Origin of the sequence: Streptomyces sp. NPDC058685 (assembly GCF_042714725.1) — a bacterium.
Taxonomy (GTDB): Bacteria; Actinomycetota; Actinomycetes; order Streptomycetales; family Streptomycetaceae; genus Streptomyces.
Genome location: NZ_JBHXSL010000004.1, coordinates 98,848 through 122,606, shown reverse-complemented (window position 1 = coordinate 122,606; position 23,759 = coordinate 98,848). Strand labels below are relative to the sequence as shown.

23 protein-coding genes are annotated in these 23,759 nt (G+C 70.7%); 13 read left to right on the top strand and 10 right to left on the bottom strand.

Annotation, left to right across the window (positions count from 1 at the left end):
* Positions 1-118 precede the first annotated feature (118 nt).
* The 3 genes from ACFWU3_RS05095 (at position 119) to ACFWU3_RS05085 (ending at position 2,181) form a co-directional block, all read left to right on the top strand.
* Positions 119-505 carry a hypothetical protein gene (locus ACFWU3_RS05095; protein ID WP_384431311.1) on the top strand — a complete coding sequence of 129 codons (387 nt, stop codon included), beginning with the start codon at positions 119-121 and terminating at the stop codon, positions 503-505.
* A gap of 852 nt (positions 506-1,357) precedes the next feature.
* Positions 1,358-1,825, top strand: a complete 468-nt coding sequence (locus ACFWU3_RS05090) for an NUDIX hydrolase (RefSeq protein ID WP_384431308.1) — start codon at positions 1,358-1,360, stop codon at positions 1,823-1,825.
* 5 nt (positions 1,826-1,830) lie between these two features.
* The gene (locus ACFWU3_RS05085; RefSeq protein ID WP_384431708.1) at positions 1,831-2,181 is read left to right on the top strand and encodes a hypothetical protein; all 351 of its coding nucleotides are present in this window, start codon (positions 1,831-1,833) and stop codon (positions 2,179-2,181) included.
* Positions 2,182-2,376: 195 nt separating this feature from the next.
* Here the strand turns inward: ACFWU3_RS05085 and ACFWU3_RS05080 are convergent, their stop codons facing one another.
* Positions 2,377-2,664 (bottom strand): hypothetical protein, encoded by a 288-nt coding sequence (locus ACFWU3_RS05080; protein WP_384431306.1) that lies wholly within the window; start codon positions 2,662-2,664, stop codon positions 2,377-2,379.
* Positions 2,665-2,957: 293 nt separating this feature from the next.
* Positions 2,958-4,694, bottom strand: coding sequence for a serine/threonine-protein kinase (locus tag ACFWU3_RS05075; RefSeq protein ID WP_384431303.1), 1,737 nt, complete (start codon positions 4,692-4,694; stop codon positions 2,958-2,960).
* 1,364 nt (positions 4,695-6,058) lie between these two features.
* On the opposite strand from ACFWU3_RS05075, the gene ACFWU3_RS05070 reads away from it, so the two are divergent.
* The 3 genes from ACFWU3_RS05070 to ACFWU3_RS05060 all read left to right on the top strand — a co-directional run bounded on the left by ACFWU3_RS05070 (position 6,059) and on the right by ACFWU3_RS05060 (position 7,777).
* The gene (locus ACFWU3_RS05070; protein WP_384431300.1) at positions 6,059-6,559 is read left to right on the top strand and encodes a hypothetical protein; all 501 of its coding nucleotides are present in this window, start codon (positions 6,059-6,061) and stop codon (positions 6,557-6,559) included.
* 221 nt (positions 6,560-6,780) lie between these two features.
* The gene (locus ACFWU3_RS05065) at positions 6,781-7,005 is read left to right on the top strand and encodes a hypothetical protein (protein ID WP_384431297.1); all 225 of its coding nucleotides are present in this window, start codon (positions 6,781-6,783) and stop codon (positions 7,003-7,005) included.
* A 160-nt stretch (positions 7,006-7,165) separates the two neighbouring features.
* On the top strand, positions 7,166-7,777 hold the full coding sequence (locus ACFWU3_RS05060) for a DUF6461 domain-containing protein (protein WP_384431294.1): 612 nt from the start codon (positions 7,166-7,168) through the stop codon (positions 7,775-7,777).
* A 27-nt stretch (positions 7,778-7,804) separates the two neighbouring features.
* Here the strand turns inward: ACFWU3_RS05060 and ACFWU3_RS05055 are convergent, their stop codons facing one another.
* The 3 genes from ACFWU3_RS05055 to ACFWU3_RS05045 form a co-directional block, all read right to left on the bottom strand.
* A complete protein-coding gene (locus ACFWU3_RS05055) occupies positions 7,805-8,569 on the bottom strand; it encodes a hypothetical protein (RefSeq protein ID WP_384431291.1) in 765 nt (254 codons plus the stop codon).
* Positions 8,570-8,802: 233 nt separating this feature from the next.
* The gene (locus tag ACFWU3_RS05050) at positions 8,803-9,372 is read right to left on the bottom strand and encodes an RICIN domain-containing protein (RefSeq protein WP_384431288.1); all 570 of its coding nucleotides are present in this window, start codon (positions 9,370-9,372) and stop codon (positions 8,803-8,805) included.
* A 184-nt stretch (positions 9,373-9,556) separates the two neighbouring features.
* The gene (locus ACFWU3_RS05045; RefSeq protein ID WP_384431285.1) at positions 9,557-10,117 is read right to left on the bottom strand and encodes a DinB family protein; all 561 of its coding nucleotides are present in this window, start codon (positions 10,115-10,117) and stop codon (positions 9,557-9,559) included.
* 218 nt (positions 10,118-10,335) lie between these two features.
* On the opposite strand from ACFWU3_RS05045, the gene ACFWU3_RS05040 reads away from it, so the two are divergent.
* Positions 10,336-10,473 (top strand): hypothetical protein, encoded by a 138-nt coding sequence (locus tag ACFWU3_RS05040; protein WP_384431282.1) that lies wholly within the window; start codon positions 10,336-10,338, stop codon positions 10,471-10,473.
* A 128-nt stretch (positions 10,474-10,601) separates the two neighbouring features.
* On the opposite strand, the gene ACFWU3_RS05035 is transcribed toward ACFWU3_RS05040, so the two are convergent.
* Positions 10,602-11,078, bottom strand: a complete 477-nt coding sequence (locus ACFWU3_RS05035; RefSeq protein ID WP_384431279.1) for a lamin tail domain-containing protein — start codon at positions 11,076-11,078, stop codon at positions 10,602-10,604.
* 702 nt (positions 11,079-11,780) lie between these two features.
* Between ACFWU3_RS05035 and ACFWU3_RS05030 the strand changes: the two genes are divergently transcribed.
* Positions 11,781-13,472: a TROVE domain-containing protein gene (locus ACFWU3_RS05030; protein ID WP_384431276.1), complete on the top strand. Its 1,692-nt coding sequence runs from the start codon at positions 11,781-11,783 to the stop codon at positions 13,470-13,472.
* Positions 13,473-13,554: 82 nt separating this feature from the next.
* On the opposite strand, the gene ACFWU3_RS05025 is transcribed toward ACFWU3_RS05030, so the two are convergent.
* The gene (locus ACFWU3_RS05025; protein WP_384431273.1) at positions 13,555-14,220 is read right to left on the bottom strand and encodes a GPP34 family phosphoprotein; all 666 of its coding nucleotides are present in this window, start codon (positions 14,218-14,220) and stop codon (positions 13,555-13,557) included.
* A gap of 214 nt (positions 14,221-14,434) precedes the next feature.
* Between ACFWU3_RS05025 and ACFWU3_RS05020 the strand changes: the two genes are divergently transcribed.
* The 3 genes from ACFWU3_RS05020 (at position 14,435) to ACFWU3_RS05010 (ending at position 17,537) form a co-directional block, all read left to right on the top strand.
* Positions 14,435-14,800 carry a PH domain-containing protein gene (locus tag ACFWU3_RS05020; protein ID WP_313945166.1) on the top strand — a complete coding sequence of 122 codons (366 nt, stop codon included), beginning with the start codon at positions 14,435-14,437 and terminating at the stop codon, positions 14,798-14,800.
* A 166-nt stretch (positions 14,801-14,966) separates the two neighbouring features.
* Entirely contained in the window at positions 14,967-16,904 is a 1,938-nt protein-coding gene (locus tag ACFWU3_RS05015) for an NAD-binding protein (protein WP_384431705.1), read from the top strand.
* Between the two features lie 81 nt (positions 16,905-16,985).
* On the top strand, positions 16,986-17,537 hold the full coding sequence (locus ACFWU3_RS05010; RefSeq protein WP_384431270.1) for a hypothetical protein: 552 nt from the start codon (positions 16,986-16,988) through the stop codon (positions 17,535-17,537).
* A gap of 168 nt (positions 17,538-17,705) precedes the next feature.
* Here the strand turns inward: ACFWU3_RS05010 and ACFWU3_RS05005 are convergent, their stop codons facing one another.
* Positions 17,706-18,914 (bottom strand): FAD-dependent monooxygenase, encoded by a 1,209-nt coding sequence (locus tag ACFWU3_RS05005; RefSeq protein WP_384431267.1) that lies wholly within the window; start codon positions 18,912-18,914, stop codon positions 17,706-17,708.
* A 279-nt stretch (positions 18,915-19,193) separates the two neighbouring features.
* On the opposite strand from ACFWU3_RS05005, the gene ACFWU3_RS05000 reads away from it, so the two are divergent.
* Together ACFWU3_RS05000 and ACFWU3_RS04995 are read left to right on the top strand one after the other, a co-directional pair.
* Positions 19,194-20,168 (top strand): ABC transporter ATP-binding protein, encoded by a 975-nt coding sequence (locus ACFWU3_RS05000; RefSeq protein WP_384431264.1) that lies wholly within the window; start codon positions 19,194-19,196, stop codon positions 20,166-20,168.
* Positions 20,165-20,980, top strand: coding sequence for an ABC transporter permease (locus ACFWU3_RS04995; RefSeq protein WP_328861225.1), 816 nt, complete (start codon positions 20,165-20,167; stop codon positions 20,978-20,980). Before ACFWU3_RS05000 ends, ACFWU3_RS04995 begins: the two co-directional genes overlap by 4 nt.
* Before the next feature lie 196 nt (positions 20,981-21,176).
* On the opposite strand, the gene ACFWU3_RS04990 is transcribed toward ACFWU3_RS04995, so the two are convergent.
* Positions 21,177-22,139 (bottom strand): thiopeptide-type bacteriocin biosynthesis protein, encoded by a 963-nt coding sequence (locus tag ACFWU3_RS04990; protein WP_384431260.1) that lies wholly within the window; start codon positions 22,137-22,139, stop codon positions 21,177-21,179.
* 28 nt (positions 22,140-22,167) lie between these two features.
* On the bottom strand, positions 22,168-23,727 hold the full coding sequence (locus tag ACFWU3_RS04985; protein ID WP_384431257.1) for a hypothetical protein: 1,560 nt from the start codon (positions 23,725-23,727) through the stop codon (positions 22,168-22,170).
* Between the last annotated feature and the right edge of the window lie 32 nt (positions 23,728-23,759).

The window sequence follows — 23,759 nt, the reverse complement described above, 5'->3', positions numbered from 1 at the left end:
CGCCGTGCGCTGTTCTGCCTCGCCAAGCGCCCCGGTGTCCCGAACTGCCCGTGATTCCCAAGCTCATGCCTCACCGAAAGCAGTGGGCGATCGAGCCGCCGTCAGGAACGATGGCGGCATGCGCTACTTCAACGGGACGGGCTGGCTGGCGATCTTCAACGGCACCGAGACGATGATTGGCCGGACCGTGGACGTAGACGCCTGGGATACGGCGACAGGCATTGCCCTCGTCGTCGATCCGAAGCAAGGGACCCGCCGGCCGGTGACGGACTACCCGGACTTCTCACACCTGGAGCGAGCCGACCAAGTGGTAGCCGCCGTACCAGGAAGCGGCTGGCGCGCGTACTGGAAGGACGAGGGACCGGACGACGGCCCGTTGACCGAGCAGGTACTTGCTTGGCTCGTCACTTCCAAGGGACGGGCCACTCCGATCACTGTCGATGCACACGGGCACGTGGCCGACGCCGAGAGCGCTGACCGGCTCATTCCCCCTGGGGAGGAGTGAGGGGCCCTTCTGCCTCATGAGTGTCTAACTGTGTGACAACCACGACGCACAACCGCGAACAACCGTGGACGTCAGCGGACCATCAGCCCAGGTGACAGGCGCAGCAGCCCAAGGACAGCGAGCACCCCAAGTTGCTTCGGGACGAAGCAGTCGATCCGTTAGGGTGCGCCGCATGACCAACGGTTCTCCGGCCTGCTCCGAGTGCGGGCAGCCCATGGAGTCCGGCGGCTTCGTGCTCTCCAAGCGTGAGGCCGATAGCCGGCGGACCTGCCGGATGCTCTGGAGGTGTGCCGATCGGCATGTCTGGTGGGGCTGGGCGGACCGACCGGATGAGCCTTTGGAGATTTGCCCGGTACCGGAGCTCTTTCGCTGACATCAACGACCACGTGCGGCCGCAACAATTGGCGGCCGTGCGTGGCACCTCGGTGCTGACCGCGGGCCGCAACCCGGCCGAAGGGAGATCGAACAACCAAGGCGGTTCACACAGCTCGTGCCCGTTTCGTGCCCGACAGGTCGGTAAACCACGGTCAACAGCGGTGCCAGGACAAGTACCTGAGTTGCCCCGGGCTCCCGTACACGCAGGTCAGTCCGCAGCCGATCTCCCAGAACGCGGTGATTCCCAAGCTCAGAGCGCGGGTTCGATTCCCGTCACCCGCTCCAGACAGAAGCCCCAGGCCAGAGGCCCGGGGCTTTGTTGTTGCCCGGACCGGGTTGGGTGCCTCGCACCAGATCTGCACCACGTGGTTGATCGTCCGCGGCTCCTCGGTGGGCTCACCACCTGGTCGAGGCCGGGACCTGCCGGCTCGTTCGGTCGCGCCCTTGAGGGCGGGCCCGGACCGGGTCGTGCGCCCTATGCTCCACTGGATGAGACAGTGCGCCCACGAAACGCAGCCAGGCCCCCTGCACTCCGTGTCTGTGTCCGGGGCCGTGATGCGTGAGGACGGCCGGCTCCTGGCGATCCGCCGAGCGGACAACGGGACTTGGGAACTTCCGGGCGGCGTCCTGGAGCTGTCCGAGTCACCCGAAGTAGGGGTCAGGCGCGAGGTCCTGGAGGAGACCGGCATCCACGTCGAGGTGGGCGAGCTCTCCGGCGTCTACAAGAACACGGCCCGCGGGATCGTCGCCCTGGTCTTCCGCTGCGAGCCCTCCGCCGGCACCGAGCGCACCTCCGACGAGTCGACCGCAGTCGCCTGGCTCACGCCCGAGGAAGTCGCCGAGCGGATGTCCGAGGTCTACTCGGTACGACTGCTGGACGCCCTGGACCAGGCAGGCCCTCACGTGCGGAGCCATGACGGCAAGCACCTGGCGGGGTCCCTGTGACGCAGATGCCGCGCCAACTCCACGAGCTGCAAGATGTCCACGACCTCCTCGACGAGATACGGCTGCGCCCCGGCATATGGGTGCGTGGCAGCTCGTTGCAGCACCTCGACTCCATGCTGATCGGGTACCGCGCAGCCATGAGCGTTCACGGAGTCGATGAGGACTTCCCCTTCCGGGCCCCAGGCGCCGTTTCGCCCTTCGACCAGTGGCTGTGCCACCGCAACGGCTACGAGAGCTCGCTGGGCTGGGCCATACAGATCGAACGCGAGGCAGAAGAGGCCGGGACGCCAGCGATCGAGCTGTTCTTCAGCCTGTTCGACCAGTACCGAGCTGATCGTCGCGAAGCGGCGCGGTAGAACTTTCTCCACTGGATCAAGGCGGCTCGCTCCGCTCACCGCGCGCTCTCCGGCGTCCCCGCCGGGGCCGACGCTCCTGTCTCGGCCCCGCTCCGTCCCCGGCTACACCGGTCGCGCGGCTGGAGCGAGCACACCAGAAGCAGTGGCCGGGTAGCCCGATGTGGCTGGGGCCGGTTGGCTCCACGGGCCGCGTGGTCAATCGCCGATGCAGTCGCAGCAGCGATCGCCGTAGATGCGTGCGGTGTGCAGCTCCTGAACGGTACTGGTTGGAATGCGGGCCACGGCTACGCACACATTCTCAGGATGGTTGGGCGGCGCCTTGGAGGTGACGTCTACCTGGGCTTGGTAGTCGAGGGGGACCTTCGCCATCACATCGAAGACGTAGCAGTCGTCGACGACCGAATAGCCGTCGGCCCAGACGTGGATCAGTCCGCCGTCTGTCAGACGTACGTGCCACAGAGACGGGACATCGAGCAGCTTCACAGCGTGAAGGCTAGGCCACCTCGATCCGGGCCCCTCGCGTGCCCGATCGAACGGGGAACCACGGGGGCCACCGGGCAGCCACGGGTCACCGAAACATCAACCGCCCCCAACCTGAAAGCCAGGTCAGAGCCTCGACAAGGCTCACTGTCTCGGCATTGAACCGTGCCTCCTTGACGAGCCCATCCACCCGGACAAGCTCAGAACCCCGCACGCGGCGCGGCATCAGCCGGCTGGAGCGGGCCGACCATAGTCCCGCTTCCGAAGCCGCTCCCACGCAGCAGTGGTTGGGACACCTAGCAGCGGCGCAGAGTGCCGCTCTCCTTGGTGAGTTTGATGCTGTGGGCCCAGCCCTCGGTGTTCGTCCCATCGATGCGGGCGTAGATCCACTTGTTGCCGTAGGCGTTGGTGACGTAGCAGTGGTAGTAGAGCTTCGCGCCGGTCTTGACCACGGTCACGTACTGGCATTCCGCGTACGGCCCGGTGTAGAGGTGGGACGTCTCGCCCAGCTCGCCGTAGCCGGCGCTGCGGTTCTCGTGGGCCCAGCCGGTGCAGGCCGTCGACACCGGGGTGGGCTCCTTCACCGTCGGGCTGGGCTCGGTCTCCGGGGAGGCCGACGGGCTCTCGGTCGGCTTGTCGCCTTCGACGTCCGGCCTTTTCGTGGGGCCCAGTTCCTCGTCCTCATCACCGTCAGGCTCCTCCGAGGGCGACGGCTTCGAGGACGTTCCGGGAACGCCGGCGGACTCCGGGGTGCTGCCCCCCGTCGACCGGGGGCTGTCAGCGACGCCGGGCGGCGTCGGCTGTGCGCCGTTCGTCGTCGTGCCGCCCTGCTGGGACGTCAGGGCGTAGGTGATGCCGCCGCCTGCGGCGAGGAGCGCGACGGCGGCCGCTGCCGCGACGACGGTGCGATTGCCGCGACGGCGTGTGCGACGGGCTGCTGTCCGGCCCGTCTCGGGAGCGGGGACTCCGGCGTGGCCGGCGACCGGCGCGCCGTGCTGCGGCAGCGTCGGCGGCAGGTCGGGCTGCGCGTAGCCCGCGTGCGCAGGCTCAGGCTGCGGGGCGGGCTGGGGGAACAGCGGGGGACCGAACCCGGGGACCGGTGCGGCGGCCGCGGCCCCGGGGCCCACCGTGGGAGCGGGCGGCGGCGTCGGAGCAGCGGACGCGAGGTGCACCGTCCCGCCCGAGGCGACGCGCTCCAGCATGCCGCGCGCCTGTTCCGCGGTGGGCCGGTTCTCCGGCTCCTTCGCCATCAGTGCCTGGAGCACCGGCGTGAGCGGTCCCGCCCGGCGGGGCTCCGGCAGGGGCTCGGTGACGATCGCCGAAAGGGTGGACCACGCGGACGTGCGGCGGAACGGCGAAGTGCCCTCCACCGCTGCGTAGAGCGTCATGCCGAGCGACCAGATGTCCGACGCGGGACCGGGTTCCCTGCCCTGCGCGCGCTCCGGCGGCAAATAGTCGAGGGAACCGACGAGTTGACCGCTCCGGGTCAGCTTGGCCATGGCGTCGTCGTCGGAGGCTTCCATGCTGGCGATGCCGAAATCGGTGAGCACGACCCTGCCGCCGCGCTCGATCAGCACGTTTCCCGGCTTGACGTCTCGGTGGAGTACGCCGACGCGGTGCGCGGCGTCGAGCGCGTCCATCAGCTTGGCGCCGATCGCGGCGGCCTCGTGGGGCTCCAGTGTGCCGCGCTCCGTCAGCACGTCGTCGAGCGAGGGCCCGTCGACGAGTTCCATGACGATGACCGGGAGGCCCTGCTCCTCGGTCACGTCGTGCACGGTGACCACGCCGCTGTGCCGGATACGGGCGGCGGCCTGCGCCTCCCGCTGCATCCGGGTGCGTACGTCGGCCAGTTCGGCTGCGGAGGTGTCGGTGAAAGCCCGCAGGACCTTGACGGCGACCTCCCGGTTCAGGAGTTCGTCCACCGCCCGGGCGACCACTCCCATGCCGCCGCGCCCGATGATGGAGGTCACCCGGTAGCGCCCGCCGAGTACCTTGCCCGTCAGCTCTCCGCCATGCGCTTCCCCCGCGGTCACCGCACGCTCCGTTCCGTGGTTGTTCGTGAACCATCAATCCGAAGTCCTCAAGGGTAGAGGCTGGGGTGTGAGGGGAAGGCGGCGGCAGTGCGCAAGTTTGTGGTTGCTCAACAGGGTTGTCGCCCATGGCGGACACGGAGGCCCCTGTGGCGTGACCGTGGCCGTGGGCCGCCAGGGCCTGATCGGCCAGGTGAGCCTGCTCGGCCAGGTCGGCTCCCGCGCGGCGGGCGCCCCGTAGACCGCCCACCACCACCGTGGCGGCCAGGGCGGCGCCGATGTCGTGGCCCATGGGATCGGTCACCGGCACGTGCAGGGTGTCCCGGCTGGACCCAGGCACCAGCTCGCCCTTCGACCAGTAGCTGTGGCACCGGGACGACTACGAGACTTCGCTGAGCTGGATCACAGAGATCGGACGCGAGGCAGAAGCCTCCGGAGCACCAGCGATCGAGCTGTTCTTCAGCCTGTCCGACCAGTACCGAGCTGAGCGTCGCGAAAGCAGCGCGGTGGAACTGCGGTGGAACCGAGCACTGATCGACTCCCAAAGCAGATGTCGTCGCACCGCAAGTGGATGGACTGGGCGACCGCAGGCCGGGCCCCCCGCTGCGTCATTTCCTCGGCCATTGAGCGCAGCCAAGTGGGGGTGACTCGCGGACTGTTGATCAGACCTACGGCGAAGGCGGAGGCGCGGGCGCAACATATGGCACGCGTCGCTGGTGCTGGTCGGCGAGCCAAATGGCCGCAGCGACCCAAACGATCGCGACTGGAACGTCCGCCACCTCACCCAGGCAACGGCTGGTGTTCCCACATCCCTCATCCAGGCCAAAGAGCTCCCAGTCCACCGCCCAGTTCGTGGCCCCTTGGATTGGCCACGACAGGATGCTGGCCAGCTGAAGTCCGCCGACTGCCCCGAAAGCCCATGCACGGGATCGAGCGTCGAACCGAGTCTCGGGTGTGGTGGGCCTGTAGTAGGCCAGCAGCATGCAGGAGAGGGCTACGCCCACGAAGGAGTTCAGCCAGTCGTACTCTCCGGGGTCCAGCACCAACATGAAGACCGTTGTGAAGGTGGCAGCCCCAAGAGCCCCAGGATCAACGCCAGTTTGAGTGGGAGTTGTCACCTCAACACGCTATGTGACGTGATACGGCCATGTCCCCACAACTGAGCATCGGGGCTACTCGCTCCCTGGAAAAGCTCTAGGCCAGAGGCCCGGGCCTTTGTTGCTGTCGGAGTGCTGTTTCGGCTGTTGAACCTGAGGTCCGTCCGGGGGGCTCAGCTGCGCCGGGAACCAGCCGGCGCGGCATGGCGTCTGGCACAGGACGATCAGGTCGTCCACGGAGTCGGGGAACGCCCGGAAGGCAGATCCAGCATGTTCGTCCTGCTGATGTACGGCGCCATACTCGCCGTACCGCTCTGGGTCATCGCGGTCATGGTGAAGCTGCTGTCGGTCGTCCTCCCCGGGCGCCGGGCGGACTGGGGCCGGGACCTGCTGCGTTGGAGCGCGGGCATGGCGGCTGTCGCCGCCGTCATCGTGTACGCGATCGGGCTCGGCTCGGTCCAGTGGGACGCGAGCGAAGCCGAGTCCGGAGCAGGGTCCTCCCCCGCCGTTCCCTGCCGCTCCCTCCCGCCCGGCACGCTCGATCAACTCGCGGGCCACGAACCGTCCTACTTCCCCCTGGGCTTCGACTGCCTGCTGGACGACGGTCGCATCGTCTCGGCCGGCGGCCCCTACAGCCTGCTCAACCTGCTGACCGCCGCCTTCGGCCTGGCAGCGGTTCTGTCGCTGCTCGCCGTGGGCTTTCTGGACGAGTACCGGGCGCGGGCGGAGATGAAGGCAGGGAGCGTGGCTGATCCGCGGGAAGCGCTCTAGCTGACGGATTCACGTACAGCGCCGAGGGGGCGTGCCACAACGTGCCGGTGAGGGCGGTGAACCGTGGTCATCAGGGGACTGGGTGACGTGCCCAGGGGACGAGGTTGCGCAGGGCAGCAACGCCGCAGGTCAGCAACTCGGTTCATCGCCTTCTGCCGTGCAGGGTGCCGGTACGATCAGCGCCACATCTCGGACGGTGGGGGATCGCTACGAGCGACGGCATGGCACTCGCTGTCCATCGCGACAGGGAGTGGGTCATCCGGAACGCGACGGGCCGGAAGTTCGTCTACGAGTCCGCGGAGCAAGCCTTCGAGGAACTGCACGAGTACGGCGAGGGTGTCACTGTCGGTACGCGTGAGGTGTATCGAGGCATGTTCCGCACCAAGCCCGGCACCGACTGGCAACCGGTCTCGCCGCCGGACCCCGTGCGCCACAGCGACGACTGACAGGGCGAATGCCTGCGGGACGGCGGGTTGTCAGTGCTCGGGCATAACGTCTGGCTCATGGCAGACAGACGCTCTGACAACTGGCGTACCTGGACGGCCCACGAGGGAGCATCCCTGTGGGGCCTCTTCACGACCTGTAAGGACGTCGAGGGAGACCGCGGTGTGGGATGACCTCGTCGCGAAGTATGCCTGGGCTGATGAAGAAGCCCCTGAGGCGTATACGTTCTCCGTCATTTCAGGGAAGACCGAGGACGAAGTGATCCGGGCCTTCGGTGGTGATCCGGCTGTGTCTCGGATGATGACGTTCGACGAGACAGCCGATGAACAGGCACGTCATCTCTATGAGGATCACGAACTGCTGCGCGTGGTCACTGTCGGCGCACACGTCATCGGCATCGAGTGGGGCTACCACGGCAGTCTCCCGGAGATCGCCAGGCGAGCCTCAGCCGGCGGCGGCCGGTTCTTCAGCTTCCACCGGGACGCCAACGCCCGTTACCGGATCTTGCACGCACTCGACGGTCGTGTGGACGTCATGTTCGACCCCTTCGTCCTGGAGGACGCAGCCTGGTCGGATCCCCGGCCCGAGGTGCCTGTCTGGGCGGAGGGTGTCACGTTTCGTATGGAGACCCTGAGCGCCGAGTCCTTCGCGCTGATGGAGCGCGTGATGGGCGTAGCAGTCGATCCTGGCTGGATGAACACGGCACTCCGCACCGTGCTCCTCGCTTCACCTGCCCCGCTCTTCAACAACCCTGAAGCGGCGTGGCCCGCGTGACTGCTGGGCGGCAGCGGACCGCGGGCATCAGTAACGGTGCCCCGGCCAGTGCGGATCCGTCCAGCGAGCCTCGTCCGTGAGTCCCAGCAGGCGTATCCGGTGCCGCAGATCCGCCGACGCGCCCGACTCGCGGAGTCGCACCGTCGCGTGGCCGAGGAGCCAGGACACCAGCTCCGCGCGCATCTCCTCCTCGTGGTCGTACCAGCTGACCTTCCACGGCAGGTTGTCTCCCAGGAGTTCGTACTCCCACGTGGCCGCCGCCTCGGCGAGACGGCGGTCGCTGAGGTGCCCGGTCCGCGTCTCCCACTCGGCGAGCCAGGGGCCGATCGTTCCCGACGCCTCTGCGCACATCGCGACGACGTCGTGCGCCGGGACGGCTGCATCCGGGTCGGTGAGGCTCTGCTCCCACCAGGCGTGCAGGAACTCGCGTACCGGGCCGGCGTGATCGGCGGGCCACTGCTGCCAGTTGCCGCGGGCGAAGGAGTGTCCCACCTCTTCCAGCCCGAACGTGGCCTCCGCGCGACCGGCGACCAGGAACCTGGCGAACTGCGGCAGGATGCGGCGCAGCACAGCCGCGTGATCGGTCCAGTCGGTGGCCTGCCAGGTCCGGCGCAGAAGGTCCGGGTCCAGCTCGACGTCCGGCGTCTTCAGAAGCGCGAGCTCCTCCGGACTGCCCCAGTGGCACTCGCAGTTGTGCTCGTCCGGACGGGCGGTCATGCCGCGGAAGGTGATGGCGAGGTTGTCGACGGCGGCGCTGAGGCGGCGGTGTGCGGGGTGGTCGGAGGGGTGCATGATGCGACCGGCCTTCAGGGACTCCGTACGGCTTGCGCCGGCCGAAGATCCGCACCCTACCGGCTGGAGCGGGGCGGAGACCGGCCGCCCGGGCACCCAGGGGGCCGGCGGTGTCGGCCGTGCACGGGAGCACGACGAAGGCCCTGACCGCTGAAACGGTCAGGGCCTTCACGTCGCGGCCCGGCGCTGTGCGCCGCCGGGGGTAGGCATCCGCCGCCTGACCGCGGTGGATCTCAGGCGTTGTCTTCGGACGAGACGAAGGGCATGGCCAGCAGCCAGTGCTGGTTCTCGCCTTCGTTGGGTTCCCACAACACCGGGCGGGTTCTCACCCCCGCCTCCCAGGGGCAGTCCAGGGCAAGTCCCGTACCGGCGTTGATGATGCGATGTGCCCGACGGTCCGGGGCCGGAACGATGCGCCAGCGCTGCCATGGCACGTCAAGATCACTGCGTCCGCGCATACGGGGATGCTGGTGACCATCGGCAGCCTGAAGGGTCTGACCGTCGAGAACCAGGTTGTTGCCGACGGAGACGATGCGCACCTCTTCCTTGTGGCCCGACGGCTCGAAGTTCCAGAGCTGGTGCGGTTGGCCATGTGTTCCCCACAGGTGAGGATGGCTGCCGTCCGACCGTTCCAGAGCAGTGTCCAGCGCCAGTCCGCTGGTGACGGACAGGAGCAGGAAGGGCCCCGTGGAGCGGCGTTCGCGGCGCTTGAAGAACGCACCCACGTCATTGGTGCCGATCTTCAGGAAAGGCAACCCGATCTCGGCGCTGATCTGACGGTCTCGTGGAGGCATGCGCGCCATGCTAGAAGGGCAGAGCGGTGCTCCGGGTGGTGATGGCCAAGGTGCCGACGTCGGCTGCACCCCACCAGCATCTTCCTCAACAGGACTGGCCGGCAGCCTCAGTCACCGGCTCCTGACGAGCGATGCGGGGATGCCTCACCGCGGCCCCTCGCCTGGCTCCAGCAGACGACGCCCCCGGTTCTCGTCACTGTCCCACCCTCCCGTCGACGCACTCCCGCAGCAGGTCCGCGTGCCCGCAATGGCGGGCGTACTCCTCGATGCGGTGCACCAGCAGTTCGCGTACCGCGATGTCCTCCCTGCCCACGCGCGCGCCCAGGTCCGGGTGCTCGGCCAGGATCGCGTCCGTGGCGGCCTGTTCGCGTTCCAGGTCCGCGTACGCGCCGTCGACCACGGACTGATCCGCGACGGCTCCGGTGAAGTCCGCGTCCCGTTTGCCGTACAGCTTCGGTACCGGATCGCCGTCGGTGATCCAGTTGCGCCAGTCGCGTTCGACTTCGGCGAGGTGGCGGAGCAGGCCCAGCAGCGACATCGTCGAGGGCGGGACCGAACGGCGGGCCAGTTGTTCCGGGGTCAGGCCCTCGCACTTCATCCGCAGGGTCATGCGGTAGTTGGTCAGGAAGTCGTCCAGCGTCGCGAGCTCGCCGTCCGGGCTCGCGCCCTCGCTGTTGCGCGGGTCGTCGTTCGGGTCGGCCCACATGTCGGGGTAGACGGTTGCCTGGGTCCATCGTGCGGGTTGGTCGCTCATGCGCTCCCTGTTCGTCCGTGGGACCGCCCGAGCACGCGGGTGCCCCGAGTCTGCCGCCCAATGTGTCAGGGACGAACGCCCGGGCGCTCCTCAATTTCCGCGGGCGGAGGCGGAGGTCGGCTCGGCAGGGCCGGATCGCGTCGAGAAGCCCCGCTCCGCTCCGACGTCTCCTGTGAAAGGGCTGCCGGGGTACCCCGGGGTCACACCCTCGAATGCTCGTGGGGGAAACGGGCCGTGAGCCGTTCTTCGCGGGGGTGGCGTACGCCGAGCTGGAGCTCGTGGGGCACCGGGCCCTGGACGGGCGGGTGCTGCTGGTCGAGTACCGGCCGACCGGGCGCGGCATTCAGCGGGCCTGAGCGACCGGCGTCCGCGCCGGACACGGACCAGGGCCGGGCCCCTGTCAGGAGGGGTCCGGCCCTGGTGTCATACGGTGCGGCCCGGTTCAGGCCGGAGGTGCGCCGCGGCTATGCGGCTGTGCGCGGTGTCAGCGACGGTTCCACGACTTGCTGTCGACGACGTGGCCGCGTCGGTCCTTGAGGATGGCCTTGTCCTTGTTGTCCCAGACGTAGTTGCGGCGGTCCTGGAACACGTCGGTCCGGGTGTCGTGGCCGATGCCCGTGTGGACGCGGACCGTGGAGCGGCCGGCGAGGGTGAAGTGGCGGAACGTGTAGCGGTGGCCCGCCTTGTCGGTCAGGGTCCAGCCGTTCAGCTTGACCGGCTTGCGGGAGGTGTTCTTGATGTCCACCCACTCCGCGTTCCGGGACCGGTTGGAGTTGTCCTCGCGGCCGGGGCTGTCGTACTGGATGCGGCCCAGCTCGATCGCCGAGTTGGCGGATCCGCGGTCGTGCCCGCGGTCGTGTCCGCGGTCGGCCGCCACGGCCGGCATGGCCAGGGCGGTCACCACGGCGCCGGCGGCCATCGTGGTGGCGACGAGAGTGCGAGCGGTACGAGAAGCAGACAAGAGAAAGCCCCCTCGAATCAGGGGCACAACGGTCCGTTCGGCCCGTTGTGCTGTACGGGTTCTCGGCCGTCCCCGGGCCGAGGACCCAAACTCTGCGGCTCCGAGGCGCCGGTCCGCAGGTGCTCCGCTTCGTGTTACTGAATGCGGACATTTCCGTAACAGTTGATTGCGTCGTTCAACTAACCAGCGCTGTGATGTTCCGGACAAAACGTGCCTGTTGCACCAACCCGGACGGTCACTGACAGCAAGCCTTTACCGGCTCCGGCGCACCACCCCCCGCGCCACCCCGCTCGCCACCCAGGGCAAAGCTTCGCTCCAGGTAACGAAGCGAAGCGGCCGATCCTCGAACGGTCTGTCCCATGTCGCATGCAGGTGCGAGAAATCGCCGGTCGAACGGGCTCGCGTCGCATCCATGCGACCGGGTCACTAATTCGGATGCCGTCGCGAACGTCGGCGGGTAGCGTCACGTCCCGCGCCTTCCGATGCGCTGCGCCCCGGTTACTTCCTGAAAAGAACACCCACCGGTGCGCATATCCGATCTCGGAAGGCGCACACCGCCGAGTCCTCGACCCACGTCCTCGACCCGTGCCCCTCGAACCCTCACTCTCCGGTCCGACGACTGCCGTCCCGCGCCCGCGCACCGCAGTGGCCCAACGACGTGACCCACCTCTTCGACCCGTCGCTCCCCAGGGGGACTTCTGCATGACCCGGTTCAGCCGCCAGCGGACCAAGGCCGACGCCCGGGCGGAGATCCAGGCCGAAGTGCCGGGCCTGACCGCGCGCGGAGTGACCTCCCCGCTCTCCACCGACGGCCGGTGGGCCACACCGCCGCGGGGGGCGTCCGCGCCGGTGGTCGCCCCGTGGCTGCCGTGGATCACCAACCACCAGGGCGGTGCCGGATACGTCCGGGAGCCGAAGGACGCGCTCTTCCTGCTCGCCGTCTCCAACATGGTCGGGCGGCACACCTTCCACGAGAGCGCCGATTCACGCGACGACCGCTATCTGCGGCTGATCCGCGAACTCGCCCTCAGCGAACCGGTGTGGACCCTCGGGCTGCTCGGCTGGCTGCGGACCGACGCCCGGATGCGGACGGCCTCGCTGGTGGGCGCGGCCGAATTCGCCCGTGCGCGGCTGGAGGCCGGAGAAGCGGGATACAGCCGGCAGGCGATCAACGCCGTACTCCAACGTCCCGACGAGCCGGGTGAGTTGCTGGCGTACTGGATGTCCCGGTACGGCCGGAGGCTGCCCCAGCCCGTCAAGCGCGGGGTCGCCGACGCCGTACGCCGGCTCTACACCGGGCGGGCGCTGCTGAAGTACGACAGCGACTCCCGGGCCTACCGGTTCGGTGACGTGCTGGAGTTGACGCACCCCGCACCGGCCGCGGACCGGCCCTGGCAGGGAGAGCTGTTCCGGTACGCGCTGGACCGGCGGCACCGGCCCCACCGCGCCGTGCCGCCCGTCGGCGAAGCGCTGCTCGGCGCGCACCACGCGCTGATGGCCGTGCCGGTCGCCGAGCGGTACGCCCTGGTCACCGGGCCCGACGGGGCCGATCGGCTGGCGGCGGCAGGGATGACGTGGGAGGCGCTGGCCGGCTGGCTGCACGGGCCGCTCGACGCGGCGGTGTGGGAGGCCGTGATCCCGTCGATGGGGTCGATGGCCCTCGTCCGCAACCTGCGCAACTTCGACCTCGCGGGCGTCAGCGACGAGGTCGCCGCGCAGGTGGCGCGACGGATCTCGGATCCGGACGAGGTGGCCCGCTCACGGCAGTTCCCGTTCCGCTATCTGGCCGCCCACCGCAACGTGCCCTCGCCGCGCTGGGCACGGTCCCTGGAGACCGCCCTCAACCACTCGCTCGCCCATGTGCCCGCGCTGCCCGGCCGGACCCTCGTCCTGGTGGACCGCTCGGGCTCGATGTTCTGGCACACCAGCGAGGGGAACGACCTCACCCGGGCGGATGCCGCCGCCATTTTCGGGACCGCCCTGGCCACCCGGGCCGAACACGCCGACCTGGTCGAGTTCGGCACCGGCAGCCGCACGGTCGAGATCGGCCCGGGTGAGTCCGTCCTGGGGGCGGTCGACCGGTTCCACGACCTCGGCGGCACCAACACCGCCGCGGCGGTCAAGCAGCACTACCGCGGGCACTCCCGGGTGGTCGTCGTCACCGACGAGCAGGTGCAGTCGACCCACTGCAAGGACCCGCTCGCCGCGGTGCCCCGCGATGTTCCGGTCTACACCTGGAACCTGGAGGGGTACGCCACCGGGCACTCCGCCTCCGGGCCGCACCGCCACACCTTCGGCGGCCTCAGCGACGCCGCCTTCCGGCTGATCCCGCTCCTGGAGGCGGCGCGGGACGCGAAGTGGCCCTGGGAGCAGCCCGCCGACTCCCGTCTCTGATGTGCACCGCGTGTGCGGCAACACCGCACACCCGGTTCACGACGTCACCGATCGCGCTGCGACGCCGACGAGCCGCCGACCGTCAGCTCGTCACCACCACCGTCGTCGTCACCAGGACCGCCACCATCGCCGCCTCCATGTTCCAGATGGCGGTGCGCACGCTCTCCCCCGCCCACTGGCCGTTCGCGATCTCCTCCATCCGCGGTGCGACCTCCTTGCGCGGCAGGTCCGGGAAGGCGAGCCGGTGCAGCTTCGCCGCGTGGATCAGGGCGATCAGGCCCGCCGAGCGGTCGTCCGGAGTGGCGTTGTGCAGAACGAGGGCGGCGAGGCGGCTGCGCAGCTCACGCTCGGCCGAACCATCGGCCTCGGGGTAGCGGCGGACCGGGAACAGGCCGAGGACCTTGCGCTGTTCCTCGCTCACCAGGCCCCGGTCGCGCAGGCTGTCGATCGTGGCCGTGACGGCCTTGTCGTGGTCCCTGGTCAGCCAGTCGGTGATCTTGGGTGCCCTGCTCTTCTTCGACGCCCAGGCGTCGATCAGCGCGAGGCGCTCGTCGAGCAGCCGGGTGCCGGTGGGCGTCGTGTCCTTCACGGTCAGCCGCTCGCGGTCCACCGCTATGCGGCCCGCGAGGACGAGTTCGAGCACGATGCCGCCCGCGACGGCCCAGCCCGCGGCCTGCCGCTCCTTCGCCGCTCCGGACTCGTCGTCCAGCGACAGCAGCATGATCTCCTCGCCCAGCGTGACCGTCATGCGTCGGTTCCCTTCCGTCGTTCCCCCTGCTCTGTTCGACGCCCGGGGGCGGCGGCCAGTTCCCGCGCCGGTCCCCGCAGCGGCGAAAGGCGTGTGATCGCCACGCCGTCCGGTCATCTCGGCCGCCCCTATACGCTGGGAGATTCGCATTGACGAGTCGACGAGTTGCAGAGTTGCCGAGTTGACGAGTCATCCACGAGTTGGGGGGCCATCCATGGCACTGTTCGGGAACGCGCACACCATTGACCCGGCGGCGGCGCAGCAGGACTACGCGCGGCTGCTCGGGCAGGGCGAGCAGGTGCACGCCGCGTATCTGCTGATCCGCGACACCATCCTCTTCACCGACCGCCGGCTCCTGCTCATCGACAAACAGGGCATCACCGGCAAGAAGGTGGAGTACCACTCCGTGCCGTACCGGAGCATCACGCACTTCGCGGTGGAGACCGCCGGGACCTTCGATCTCGACGCCGAGCTCAAGATCTGGGTGTCGGGCACACCGGCCCCGATCCAGAAGACGTTCACCAAGGGCGTCGACATCTACGAGGTGCAGGCCATCCTGACGCAGTTCGTGGCGCGGTAGCCCGCCACCGCGCGTCCCCGGAACCACGCGACCGGGCCGGCTCCGCGCCGGAACGGGGACGCGCGGCCGGGAGGCCGCCGTGCGCCGAGGGGGGTCGGCGCGAGAGGGTTGGGACGTGTCCTCCTCCCTCGCACCCGCGGCCCAACAGCCCGTGCCCGCCGGGCAGATGATCGTCTGCGGTGACGACGCGCTGGCCACACGGCTCGCCGGTGAACTGCACAGCGTGTACGGCGAGCGGGTCACCCTCGTCGTACCGCCGGCGCGGTCGTCGGCGAGCAGCCCGGCGGCCGCCGTGCCGAACCGCATCGCCTCCGCGCTCTTCGGGCGGGTGAGCGCCGCGATGAACCGGCCGGGGACGGCGGACGCGACCGGCTCCAGCGGCGAAATCCTGTTGCCCGTACGCGAGATGGAGGCCGCCGAGCCGACCGAGGAGGCGCTGCGGCTGGCGGGTGCGGAACAGGCCGCCGCCGTCGCTCTCGTCCATGACGACGACGAGACCAACATCAGGGCCGCGCTCGCCGCGCGTCGGCTCAACCCGCGGTTGCGGCTGGTGATCCGGCTCTACAACCGCAAGCTGGGCCAATACCTGGAGGCGCTGCTCGACCAGGCCGCCGTGGTCGCGACGCCCGGGCTGGACGCGTCCGAGCTGGACGCGTCGACCACCGTGCTGTCCGACGCGGACACGGCCGCGCCCGCGCTGGCCGCGACCGCCGTGGCCGGTACGAGCAAGGTCGTCCAGGCCGACGGTCTGCTGCTGCGGGCCGTGGAACGGCCGCCGCACCGGCAGGGCGAGGCGCCCGACTCCGGTCTGTGCACCCTCGCGCTGCTGTCGTCCACCGGCCACGGCCCCTCCGGCACGGCCGGTTCGGACATCGGCGCGGACAGACCGCTGCTGCTGCCCGACGACGCGACCGTCGCCGCCTCGACCCGGAGGGGCACGGTGGTGCTGGAGGCCGTGTCGCACAGCGGGGCCGCGGTGCCGTCCCGCCAGCTGGCCGGACGGGGAGCGCCCCTCGGCGAGATCTTCTCGCGGCGGCTGCGCTGGGCGCTCGCCGGGATGGGGGCGGCCGTGCTCGCGCTGGCCGTCGCCTCCTGGCTGACGACCGGCGAACACCCGCTGCGGGCCGCGTATCTGACCCTGCTCGACCTGTTCGCCATCGGCGACCCGGCCGTCGGCGAGCCCACCGCCCGTCAGGTGCTCCAGCTGCTGTCGGGACTGGCCGGGCTGGCGCTGCTGCCGGTGCTGGTCGCGGGCGGGCTCGAGGCACTCGGCGCGTTCCGCGGGCCGGCGGCGCTGCGCCGTCCTCCGCGAGGCCTGTCGGGGCATGTCGTGCTGCTCGGGCTGGGCAAAGTCGGCACCCGCGTGCTGGTGCAACTGCGGGAGCTGGGCATCCCGGTGGTGTGCGTGGAGGAGGACCCTGATGCGCGCGGCATCCCCCTCGCGCGGCGGCTGCGCGTTCCCGTGGTGCTGGGCGATGTCACGCACGAGGGCGTCCTGGAGGCGGCGAAGATCCATCGCGCGTACGCGCTGCTGTCCCTGACCAGCGTCGACACCACCAACCTGGAGGCGACGCTGTACGCACGGACGGTCAAGGCGGATCTGCGGGTCGCCCTGCGGCTGTACGACGACGACTTCGCCACCGCCGTCTACCGCACCCTGCGCGTGGCTCATCCCGACGCGATGACCCGGAGCCGCAGCGTCTCCACGCTCGCCGCTCCCGCGTTCGCCGGCGCCATGATGGGCCGGCAGATCCTCGGCGCGATCCCGGTCGAGCGCAAGGTGCTGCTCTTCGCCGCGCTGGAGGTGGCCGGGCACCCGCAGTTCGAGGGGCGGACGGTCGCGGAGGCGTTCCGGCCCGGCGCGTGGCGGGTGATCGCCCTGGACACGGCGGAGCCCGACGACCGTCGCCCCGACCTCGCCACCGCCCGCCGCGACATCCGCCGCGAACACGCCGGCCGGCTGCTGTGGGACCTCCACCCCGGGTACGTCCTGCGGCCCGAGGACTGTGTCGTGGTGGCGGCCACCCGGAGAGGAATGGCCGAACTCCTGGGCCGGCAGCCCGAGTCGCGTACCGTGCGCGGCACGACCCGGACGGACGGGTGACCTGCGACGGGGCGTTTCCGTCCGGGCCGGCCGTGCGGTTCGACTGGGACCCGCACAGGTTCGTCCGCCATACTGCCTGCCGTGGAGCAGCGCATAGGTTCGATCATCCCGCCGACGGCCGCCGCCGGACTCGACCCGGCACACATCCCCGGGCTGGTGCCCCCGCGCCCCGCGGAGGGTGACGAGACGGACGCGGCCGTCCCCGAGCAGGCCACCGACGCGGAACAGGCCGACGAGGCACCGCCGGAGGATGCCGCGCCCGAGGGCGTGACGTCCGAGGACGAGGGCTCCGACGCGGAGGGGTCCGCCCCCGAGGATCCCGGGAAAGCGAGGCCGGTCGAGGACGAAGGGCCCGTCTTCGAGGCATCCGACCGCCGGGGCGCCATCGTCGCCGACGCGGAAGGCATCACGTTCCGTCTGGACGAGGAAGAAGCCCACTTCGGCTGGGACGAGATCGGGGCGGTGGAGATCGGCACCCCGCGGTTCGGCCGGCGGTTCGGTGTCACCGTCTACGTGTCCAGTCAGCGCTGGTTCGAGAACGACGTCGAAGCCTCGTCCAAGGCGGAGTTGAAGCAGTGGGCGGCGGAACTCGACGCGGTGCTGGACGCCCGGTTCGAGGACTCCGACGCGTAGGACCTGAACGCGTAGGACCTGACGCGCAGGTCCTGGCGCGCGGTTCACGTACTTGACGCCGACGGCCTCACACGGAGGACCCGACGTCCCGGTCACGCCCTAGCGTGTCCGACCTCAGCACAGAGCCCCGGGCCGCCGGCCCGGGGCTCGTTGCCGTCCACCGCCCTGTCACACCCCCGTCGGCACGACACTGCGACCGGTCTCGTGCGCGTACAGCGTCGCCCGGTCGTGCAGGGCCGCATGGACCGCCATCCGTGCGTCGCGGCGGCGCTGCGCCGGGCCGTCGGGCAGATGCAGGACTCCGGCGTTGCCGCGGGAGCCGCGCTGGATCTCCGCGGTGCGCGGAATGCGCAGCGACTCGTAGTGCGCGAGCCGGGATACGACCGATGTGCCGGAGCCTTCGGCCAGGCAGGCCGCCAGGTCCATCGCGTCCTCGATCGCCTGGTTCGCGCCCTGGGCCATGAACGGCAGCATCGGATGCGCGGCGTCACCGAGCAGCGTGATGTGGCTGCTGGACCAGGTGCGCAGCGGGGGCCGGTCGTGCAGCGCCCACTGGTGGGTGCTCTCCACGGCCCGGACGATGTCGCCGACCAGGCCGTTCCACGCCCCGAAGGCCCGTGTCAGGTCGTCCGGGTTCCCCGGTGCCGACCAGGACTCGGCCGGTGCCTCGGTCATCGGCACGGTCGCCGCGTAGCTGATGTACTCGCCCGACGCGACCGGGTAGCAGACGAAGTGCCCGCCCGGGCCCAGCCACAGACGCACCAGCGACTCGCGGGCCTCCGCGGGCAGACGGTCCACCGGAACGAGACCGCGGTAGATGCCGAGGCCGGCGAAGACCGGGGCGTCGCGGTGGAACGTCTCGCGGACCGTCGAGTGGATTCCGTCCGCGCCGACGACGACATCAGCCGGGCGGACGGTGCCGTCGTCGAAGGTGAGCCGTGCTCCCTCCGAGGTCTCCTGTGCGGCGCGCAGCCGACGGCCCAGGTGCAGGCTGTCGCTGTCCACCAGGGAGAGCAGGGCCTCGTGGAGATGGGCCCGGTGGATGGTCAGATAGGGCGCGCCGAACATGCGCTCGCAGTCCCCGCCGAGCGGGGTGCGGGCGATGGGGCGGCCGGTCCAGCCGCGTACCTCCATCGCCTCGATGCGTACCGCGTGCTTGCGCAGCGCGGGTTCGAGACCGAGGCGGACCAGGGGGCGGATCGCGTTCGGGGAGAGCTGGACGCCCGCCCCGACCTCGGCCAGCTGCCGGGTCTGCTCGAAGATCTCGTACGGTGTGCCGTTCGCGGACAGCGCGCCGGCGAGTGCCAGGCCCCCGATGCCCGCGCCGACCACGGTGATCCGCGGCCGTTCCACTTCGTCCACTTCCCCGAACTGCACGTCTGTGACCGCCTTCCGCGTCGCCGCACCTGTCGGCGGAGCGGCTGTCGCACCGGCCCCGCCCCATGAGAATGTGCGGCCGCCACCCCGGCGGCAACGCGGGTCACGCCCTCCCCTGACAACTGTCGCCGGTTCCATGACGTCCGTCACCGGCTCCCCTCCGCGCCCTCCTGGAAGCCCGTGGCCCGGTCCTAACGTCCTGAGTGCGCCCCGGAGTTCTGTCCGTGGGCGACCCACAACGCCGGGAGGAAAGACAGTGAAGGAACCGGAGGGACCGCGGTGACCGCGGTGGCCGTGGAGGGCCTGCGCAAGCGCTACGGAGACCACGAGGCCGTACGCGGTGTGGACTTCACCGTCTCGGAGGGCGAGATCTTCGCCCTGCTGGGTCCGAACGGCGCGGGCAAGACCACCACACTGGAGATTCTCGAGGGCTTCCGTGAACGCGACGGCGGCCGGGTCGAGGTGCTCGGGCGCGACCCGGGGAAGAAGGCGGACGGCAAGTGGCTGCGCGGCCGGATCGGTCTCGTGCTCCAGGACATCGCCGTCGAACCGTATCTGTCGGTACGGGAGACCATCGCGCGGAACGCGGGCTACTACCCGGCGCCGCGCGGCGTGGACGAGGTGATCGACCTCGTCGGTCTCCAGGAGAAGCGCGGCGCGAAGGTGAAGGACCTCTCAGGAGGGCAGAAGCGGCGTCTGGACCTGGCGTTGGGCGTCATCGGTGACCCGCAGCTGCTGTTCCTGGACGAGCCCACCACCGGTTTCGACCCGGGCGCCCGCCGCGGTGCCTGGGACGTGGTGCGCAATCTCCGGGACGCCGGCACCACGATCGTGCTGACCACCCACTACATGGACGAGGCCCAGGCGCTCGCCGACTCGGTCGTCGTCATCACCGGCGGTGAGATCGTCGCCACCGGCACACCGGAGACCCTCGGCGGCCGGGACAGCGCGCTGGCCCGCATCAGCTTCGCGCTGCCGCGCGGTGCCGTGCCGTCCGACATCCCGCTCTCCGTCACATCGGTGGCGGACGGTCTGGTGACGGCGGAGGCCGAGGAGCCGACCGCGGCCCTGCACAAGCTCACCGACTGGGCGCTGCGCCGCGGCACTCCGCTGGAGCGCCTCAGCGTGGTGCAGCCGACGCTGGAGGACGTCTACCTGGACCTCACCCGTGATTACGCGGACCTCACAGACAAGGAAGCACCCTCGCCGTCCTCGGGCCGAGGGCCGCGCCGACCGAGGCGGAGCCGCTCATGACCACCCTGACCCCGACCACGGCCACGCGCGCCGACCGTCCCGCGGTCCGCGGCGGACATGGCCAACTGTCCCTTCTCGTGCACCAGATCCGCTTCGAGCAGCTGTCGTTCTGGCGCAACCCGCAGTCGATGGTCTTCACCTTCGTCCTGCCGATCGTCATCATCGGGATCTTCGGTGCCGTCTTCAGCGGCGGCAGCGGCGAGACCTTCTTCTTCGGCCTCACGGGCATGCAGTACTACACGCCCACGATCGCCGCGGTGTCGGTGCTCGGCGCCTGTTACGGCCAGCTGGCGATCGTGCTGGCGATGCGCCGCCAGCAGGGCATCCTCAAGCGGCTGCACGCCACCCCGCTGCCCGCCTGGATCTACTTCGCCGGGCTGCTGGTCCACTGTGTGGTGGTCAGCGTCGTCGACGTCGCGCTGGTCATGGGGATCGGCTCGCTGTACGGCGTGACGCTGCCCTCCGCCTGGGGTCCCGTCGTGCTGACGCTGGTGCTGGGTGCGGCGAGCTTCTGCGCCCTGGGTGTGGGCGTCGCCTCGCTCATCAGGAACTCGGAGGCGGCCCCAGCCGTCGTGCAGTTCATCCAGTTCCCGCTGGTCTTCATCTCCGGCAGCTACTTTCCGATCCACGCCGACGTGTTGAACACGATCGCGGGTCTGCTGCCGGTGAAGCCGTTCAACGACGCCATGCTGGCGCCGTTCGCCAACGACGCCGGCTACCAGTGGAAGGAACTCGCCGTCCTGGCGGCCTGGGGTGTCATCGGCGCCCTGATCGCCGTGCGCCGCTTCCGCTGGGACCCGCGGCCGGAGTGAGGAATCCGCGCGACACCGCACCGCTCACGACAAGGGGGGCCTCCCGGGGAGGCCCCCCTCGGTGCGTCGGCGCTCAGCGCTCGCGGGTCGGCGGAAGCCGCGGGCGGCAAGGGACGTGGGAGAGGAAAGGCCCGTGGGCGCGCGAGAAGGCCCGGCCGGAGGGGGATCCGGCCGGGCCCTGTCGTCCCGCGGGGGGTCAGGCGGTCCGCGTCAGCTCCCCGGGACCGTGCGCACCCTCGGGGAGGGGGAAGACATGCGCGAGCCAGGCGTAGGTGCGCAGTTCGTCCAGCAGGCTCAGGCCGAGCCGGTTGTGGAGCATGTGCGCGTGCGAGAAGAGGATCATGCCCGGGTGGGTCGGAGACTTCTCCTCGATCAGCTCCTTCAGGGACACCAGCGCCGCGTGCCAGCCGGCGAAGGGGCCGTGGCCCGCCGGGTCGGCGTCCTTGGCGGAGCCGTCCCGGTTGACGGTGGTGATCCGGTCGAGCAGGTCGTCCGGGTAGCCGGCCTCCGTGGCCCAGGCGCGCCACGCGCCCAGGCCGTGCGCGTAGTAGTACGAGCGCTCCGCCGGATCGCCGAGGGCGCCTGCCGCGGCCATCGTGCCGCGCAGGGCGAGCATCGCGCGGTGTCCGTCGGTGGAGATGCGGGGGACGAATCCGAGGACGAGCTCACTGGCGAGCCGGAAGAGCCGCTCGGTGGCGGGCATCAGGGCCGCGCCGCCGTAGCGCTCGGTCTCCGGCTCGTAGACGGCCCGGTGGACGCCCGGCTCCCGCAGTTCCCGCACGAAACGGTTGTCGCCCGTCTCGCCCGCCGCGGCCAGCCGGCCCGCGCCGAGCCGGTAGGCGTCCGCGTCCAGCGGCTCCTCGCCGCCGGTGAGCCGGCCGGCTACGGCCAGCCGCTCGGTGAGGGCCTGCTCGACCCGGTCGTACGTCCGTGGGTCGAGATCGCCGATCCGCAGCCGGACGTGCGGTCCGGACTGCCAGTACCGCATGAAGAACCAGGGTCTGTCCGGGGCCAGTTCGCGCACCACCGGGCCCACGACCTCGGTCAGTACCCGGTCGTGGGCCGATCGTGCCGTGGTGGCGAGGTGCAGGTGCCACGCGTTCCAGTCCGTGGTCCCGCCGGGCGGGGTGGTGTGCCCGGTCGTGTCTCGCTGCGTCATGTGTGTCGCTCCTTCGCGCTCCGAGCCGTCAGACTCTGAGGTCGAGCAGCGCGCCACCGGTGTCCTGAGGGACCCCCACGACCGCCGACAGGACGATCGCCTCGTCCTCGTCGAGGCCGATGACGCGTTGCGTGGGTATCTCCTTGAACGCCCTGACGGGGCGTGCGAACAGGCCCGACGCGGCCGCGGACAGACACAGTCCGTGGACCGCCCAGCCGCAGGCGTGCTGGGCGGCGCTCCAGCCGGCGGGGCCGAGCCGGGCGAACAGCTCCCGAGGCCGGATCGAGAAGAAGACGGTCATCGGGGCGTGCCGGATGCGGCAGCCGTTGACGGGTGAGACCCCGTATCCGTAGTTCTCCTCCAGCGCCCCGGGCGCCGAGGTGTCGGCGCGCACCAGGCGGGCCGTGCCGTCCTCGATGCGGTGGACACCGTCGTCGTACCCGTCGATGCCCTGCACGACGGCGGTGACCTTCACCGCGTCGAAGGCGGCGGCGAGTTCGGGGCCCGGCGGCGGGACGGCGAGCCAGCTCATGGCGGTGTGCAGGGCCTCGGCGGGCAGCCGGGCGGGCCGGCCGCTCATGCCGTGCAGTCCGCGCGGCATCCGTCCCGAGTGGCGGCTCCACAGCAGCTCGGCCCAGTTCGGCGTCCGTCCGGAGGTCGGAAGGCCCGCGGGCACGGCGGTGGTCATGGGCACGGGTGAACCGCCGTACGTCTGGCTCCGGTTGACGCTCACCAGGTCGGCGAACGCGGGGTCGCCCGCGCCGATGCCGCCGGGTACGGGGTCCGGGCCGCCGGGCGTACGGGGAGTGGTGACCACAGGGGCGCCGGGCGTACGGGCCGCGGGGGCCGGGTCGCCGAGGTCGAGCACGAAGGGCAGCGACCACTCCCAGGCACGTTCCGGCCCGAGTTCGCCGATCAGCGCATGCGCGTCGGCGTCGGGCAGCCGCAGCCTGGCGGGCACCCCGAAGACCTCCAGACCGATGCCCAGGGCCCGCAGCACGATGCCCAGTTCGATGGCGACCAGCGAGCCGCGGAACCACTGGTAGGCGGCCGGAATCGCCGTATAGCGGCCGGTCAGCGCGATCCGCCGGATCTCCCCGGGGTCCGGCGCCCCGGTGAGGGCGTGCAGATCCGGTTCCAGCAGCCGCCAGGGGTCGCCGCCGCCTCCGTCCACGAAGGCGTGCACCGGGAACAGACAGCGCGGCGAGGCGTAGGTCCGGTGGTCGTTGTACGGGTTCTCCGGTTCACGCCGCTGCGGGCCGAACGCGGTGACCAGGGCCCGGCCGGGCCGTTCGGCGTCCGGCACCGCGAGGGCGGGCGGCCCGCACGGGACCGGACGGGCTGACGGGACCTGGGGGAACGCCATCCGCTCCAGCAGGCCCGCCGTGCCGAGCGGCAGGGTGGTGCGGGCGCCCGCGCCCGTCGGGGGCGCGGGCGCGACATGCGTGTCCGGGGGCGGGGTGGCGTCCCAGGTCCAGGACGGCGGCTCGGGCCGGTCGTCGCCGGCGCCGTACGCGTACCAGAGCGGTTCGCGCGCGATGCTGTTGTCCCCCTCGGGGCCGGGCAGATCGACGGGCGAGCGCCGCACCGGCGCGGCTTCTCCCGCCACCGGACCCTGCG

Excerpts from the sequence above, each read along its gene's own strand:
- ACFWU3_RS04990 (WP_384431260.1), bottom strand. The coding sequence starts at position 22,139 with ATGACGCAGCGAGACACGACCGGGCACACCACCCCGCCCGGCGGGACC.
- ACFWU3_RS05030 (WP_384431276.1), top strand. The coding sequence starts at position 11,781 with ATGACCCGGTTCAGCCGCCAGCGGACCAAGGCCGACGCCCGGGCGGAG.
- ACFWU3_RS05090 (WP_384431308.1), top strand. The coding sequence starts at position 1,358 with ATGCTCCACTGGATGAGACAGTGCGCCCACGAAACGCAGCCAGGCCCC.
- ACFWU3_RS05055 (WP_384431291.1), bottom strand. The coding sequence starts at position 8,569 with ATGCACCCCTCCGACCACCCCGCACACCGCCGCCTCAGCGCCGCCGTC.
- ACFWU3_RS05085 (WP_384431708.1), top strand. The coding sequence starts at position 1,831 with ATGCCGCGCCAACTCCACGAGCTGCAAGATGTCCACGACCTCCTCGAC.
- ACFWU3_RS05025 (WP_384431273.1), bottom strand. The coding sequence starts at position 14,220 with ATGACGGTCACGCTGGGCGAGGAGATCATGCTGCTGTCGCTGGACGAC.
- ACFWU3_RS05050 (WP_384431288.1), bottom strand. The coding sequence starts at position 9,372 with ATGGCGCGCATGCCTCCACGAGACCGTCAGATCAGCGCCGAGATCGGG.
- ACFWU3_RS05095 (WP_384431311.1), top strand. The coding sequence starts at position 119 with ATGCGCTACTTCAACGGGACGGGCTGGCTGGCGATCTTCAACGGCACC.
- ACFWU3_RS04995 (WP_328861225.1), top strand. The coding sequence starts at position 20,165 with ATGACCACCCTGACCCCGACCACGGCCACGCGCGCCGACCGTCCCGCG.
- ACFWU3_RS05065 (WP_384431297.1), top strand. The coding sequence starts at position 6,781 with ATGGCACTCGCTGTCCATCGCGACAGGGAGTGGGTCATCCGGAACGCG.
- ACFWU3_RS05020 (WP_313945166.1), top strand. The coding sequence starts at position 14,435 with ATGGCACTGTTCGGGAACGCGCACACCATTGACCCGGCGGCGGCGCAG.
- ACFWU3_RS05015 (WP_384431705.1), top strand. The coding sequence starts at position 14,967 with ATGATCGTCTGCGGTGACGACGCGCTGGCCACACGGCTCGCCGGTGAA.
- ACFWU3_RS05045 (WP_384431285.1), bottom strand. The coding sequence starts at position 10,117 with ATGAGCGACCAACCCGCACGATGGACCCAGGCAACCGTCTACCCCGAC.
- ACFWU3_RS05070 (WP_384431300.1), top strand. The coding sequence starts at position 6,059 with ATGTTCGTCCTGCTGATGTACGGCGCCATACTCGCCGTACCGCTCTGG.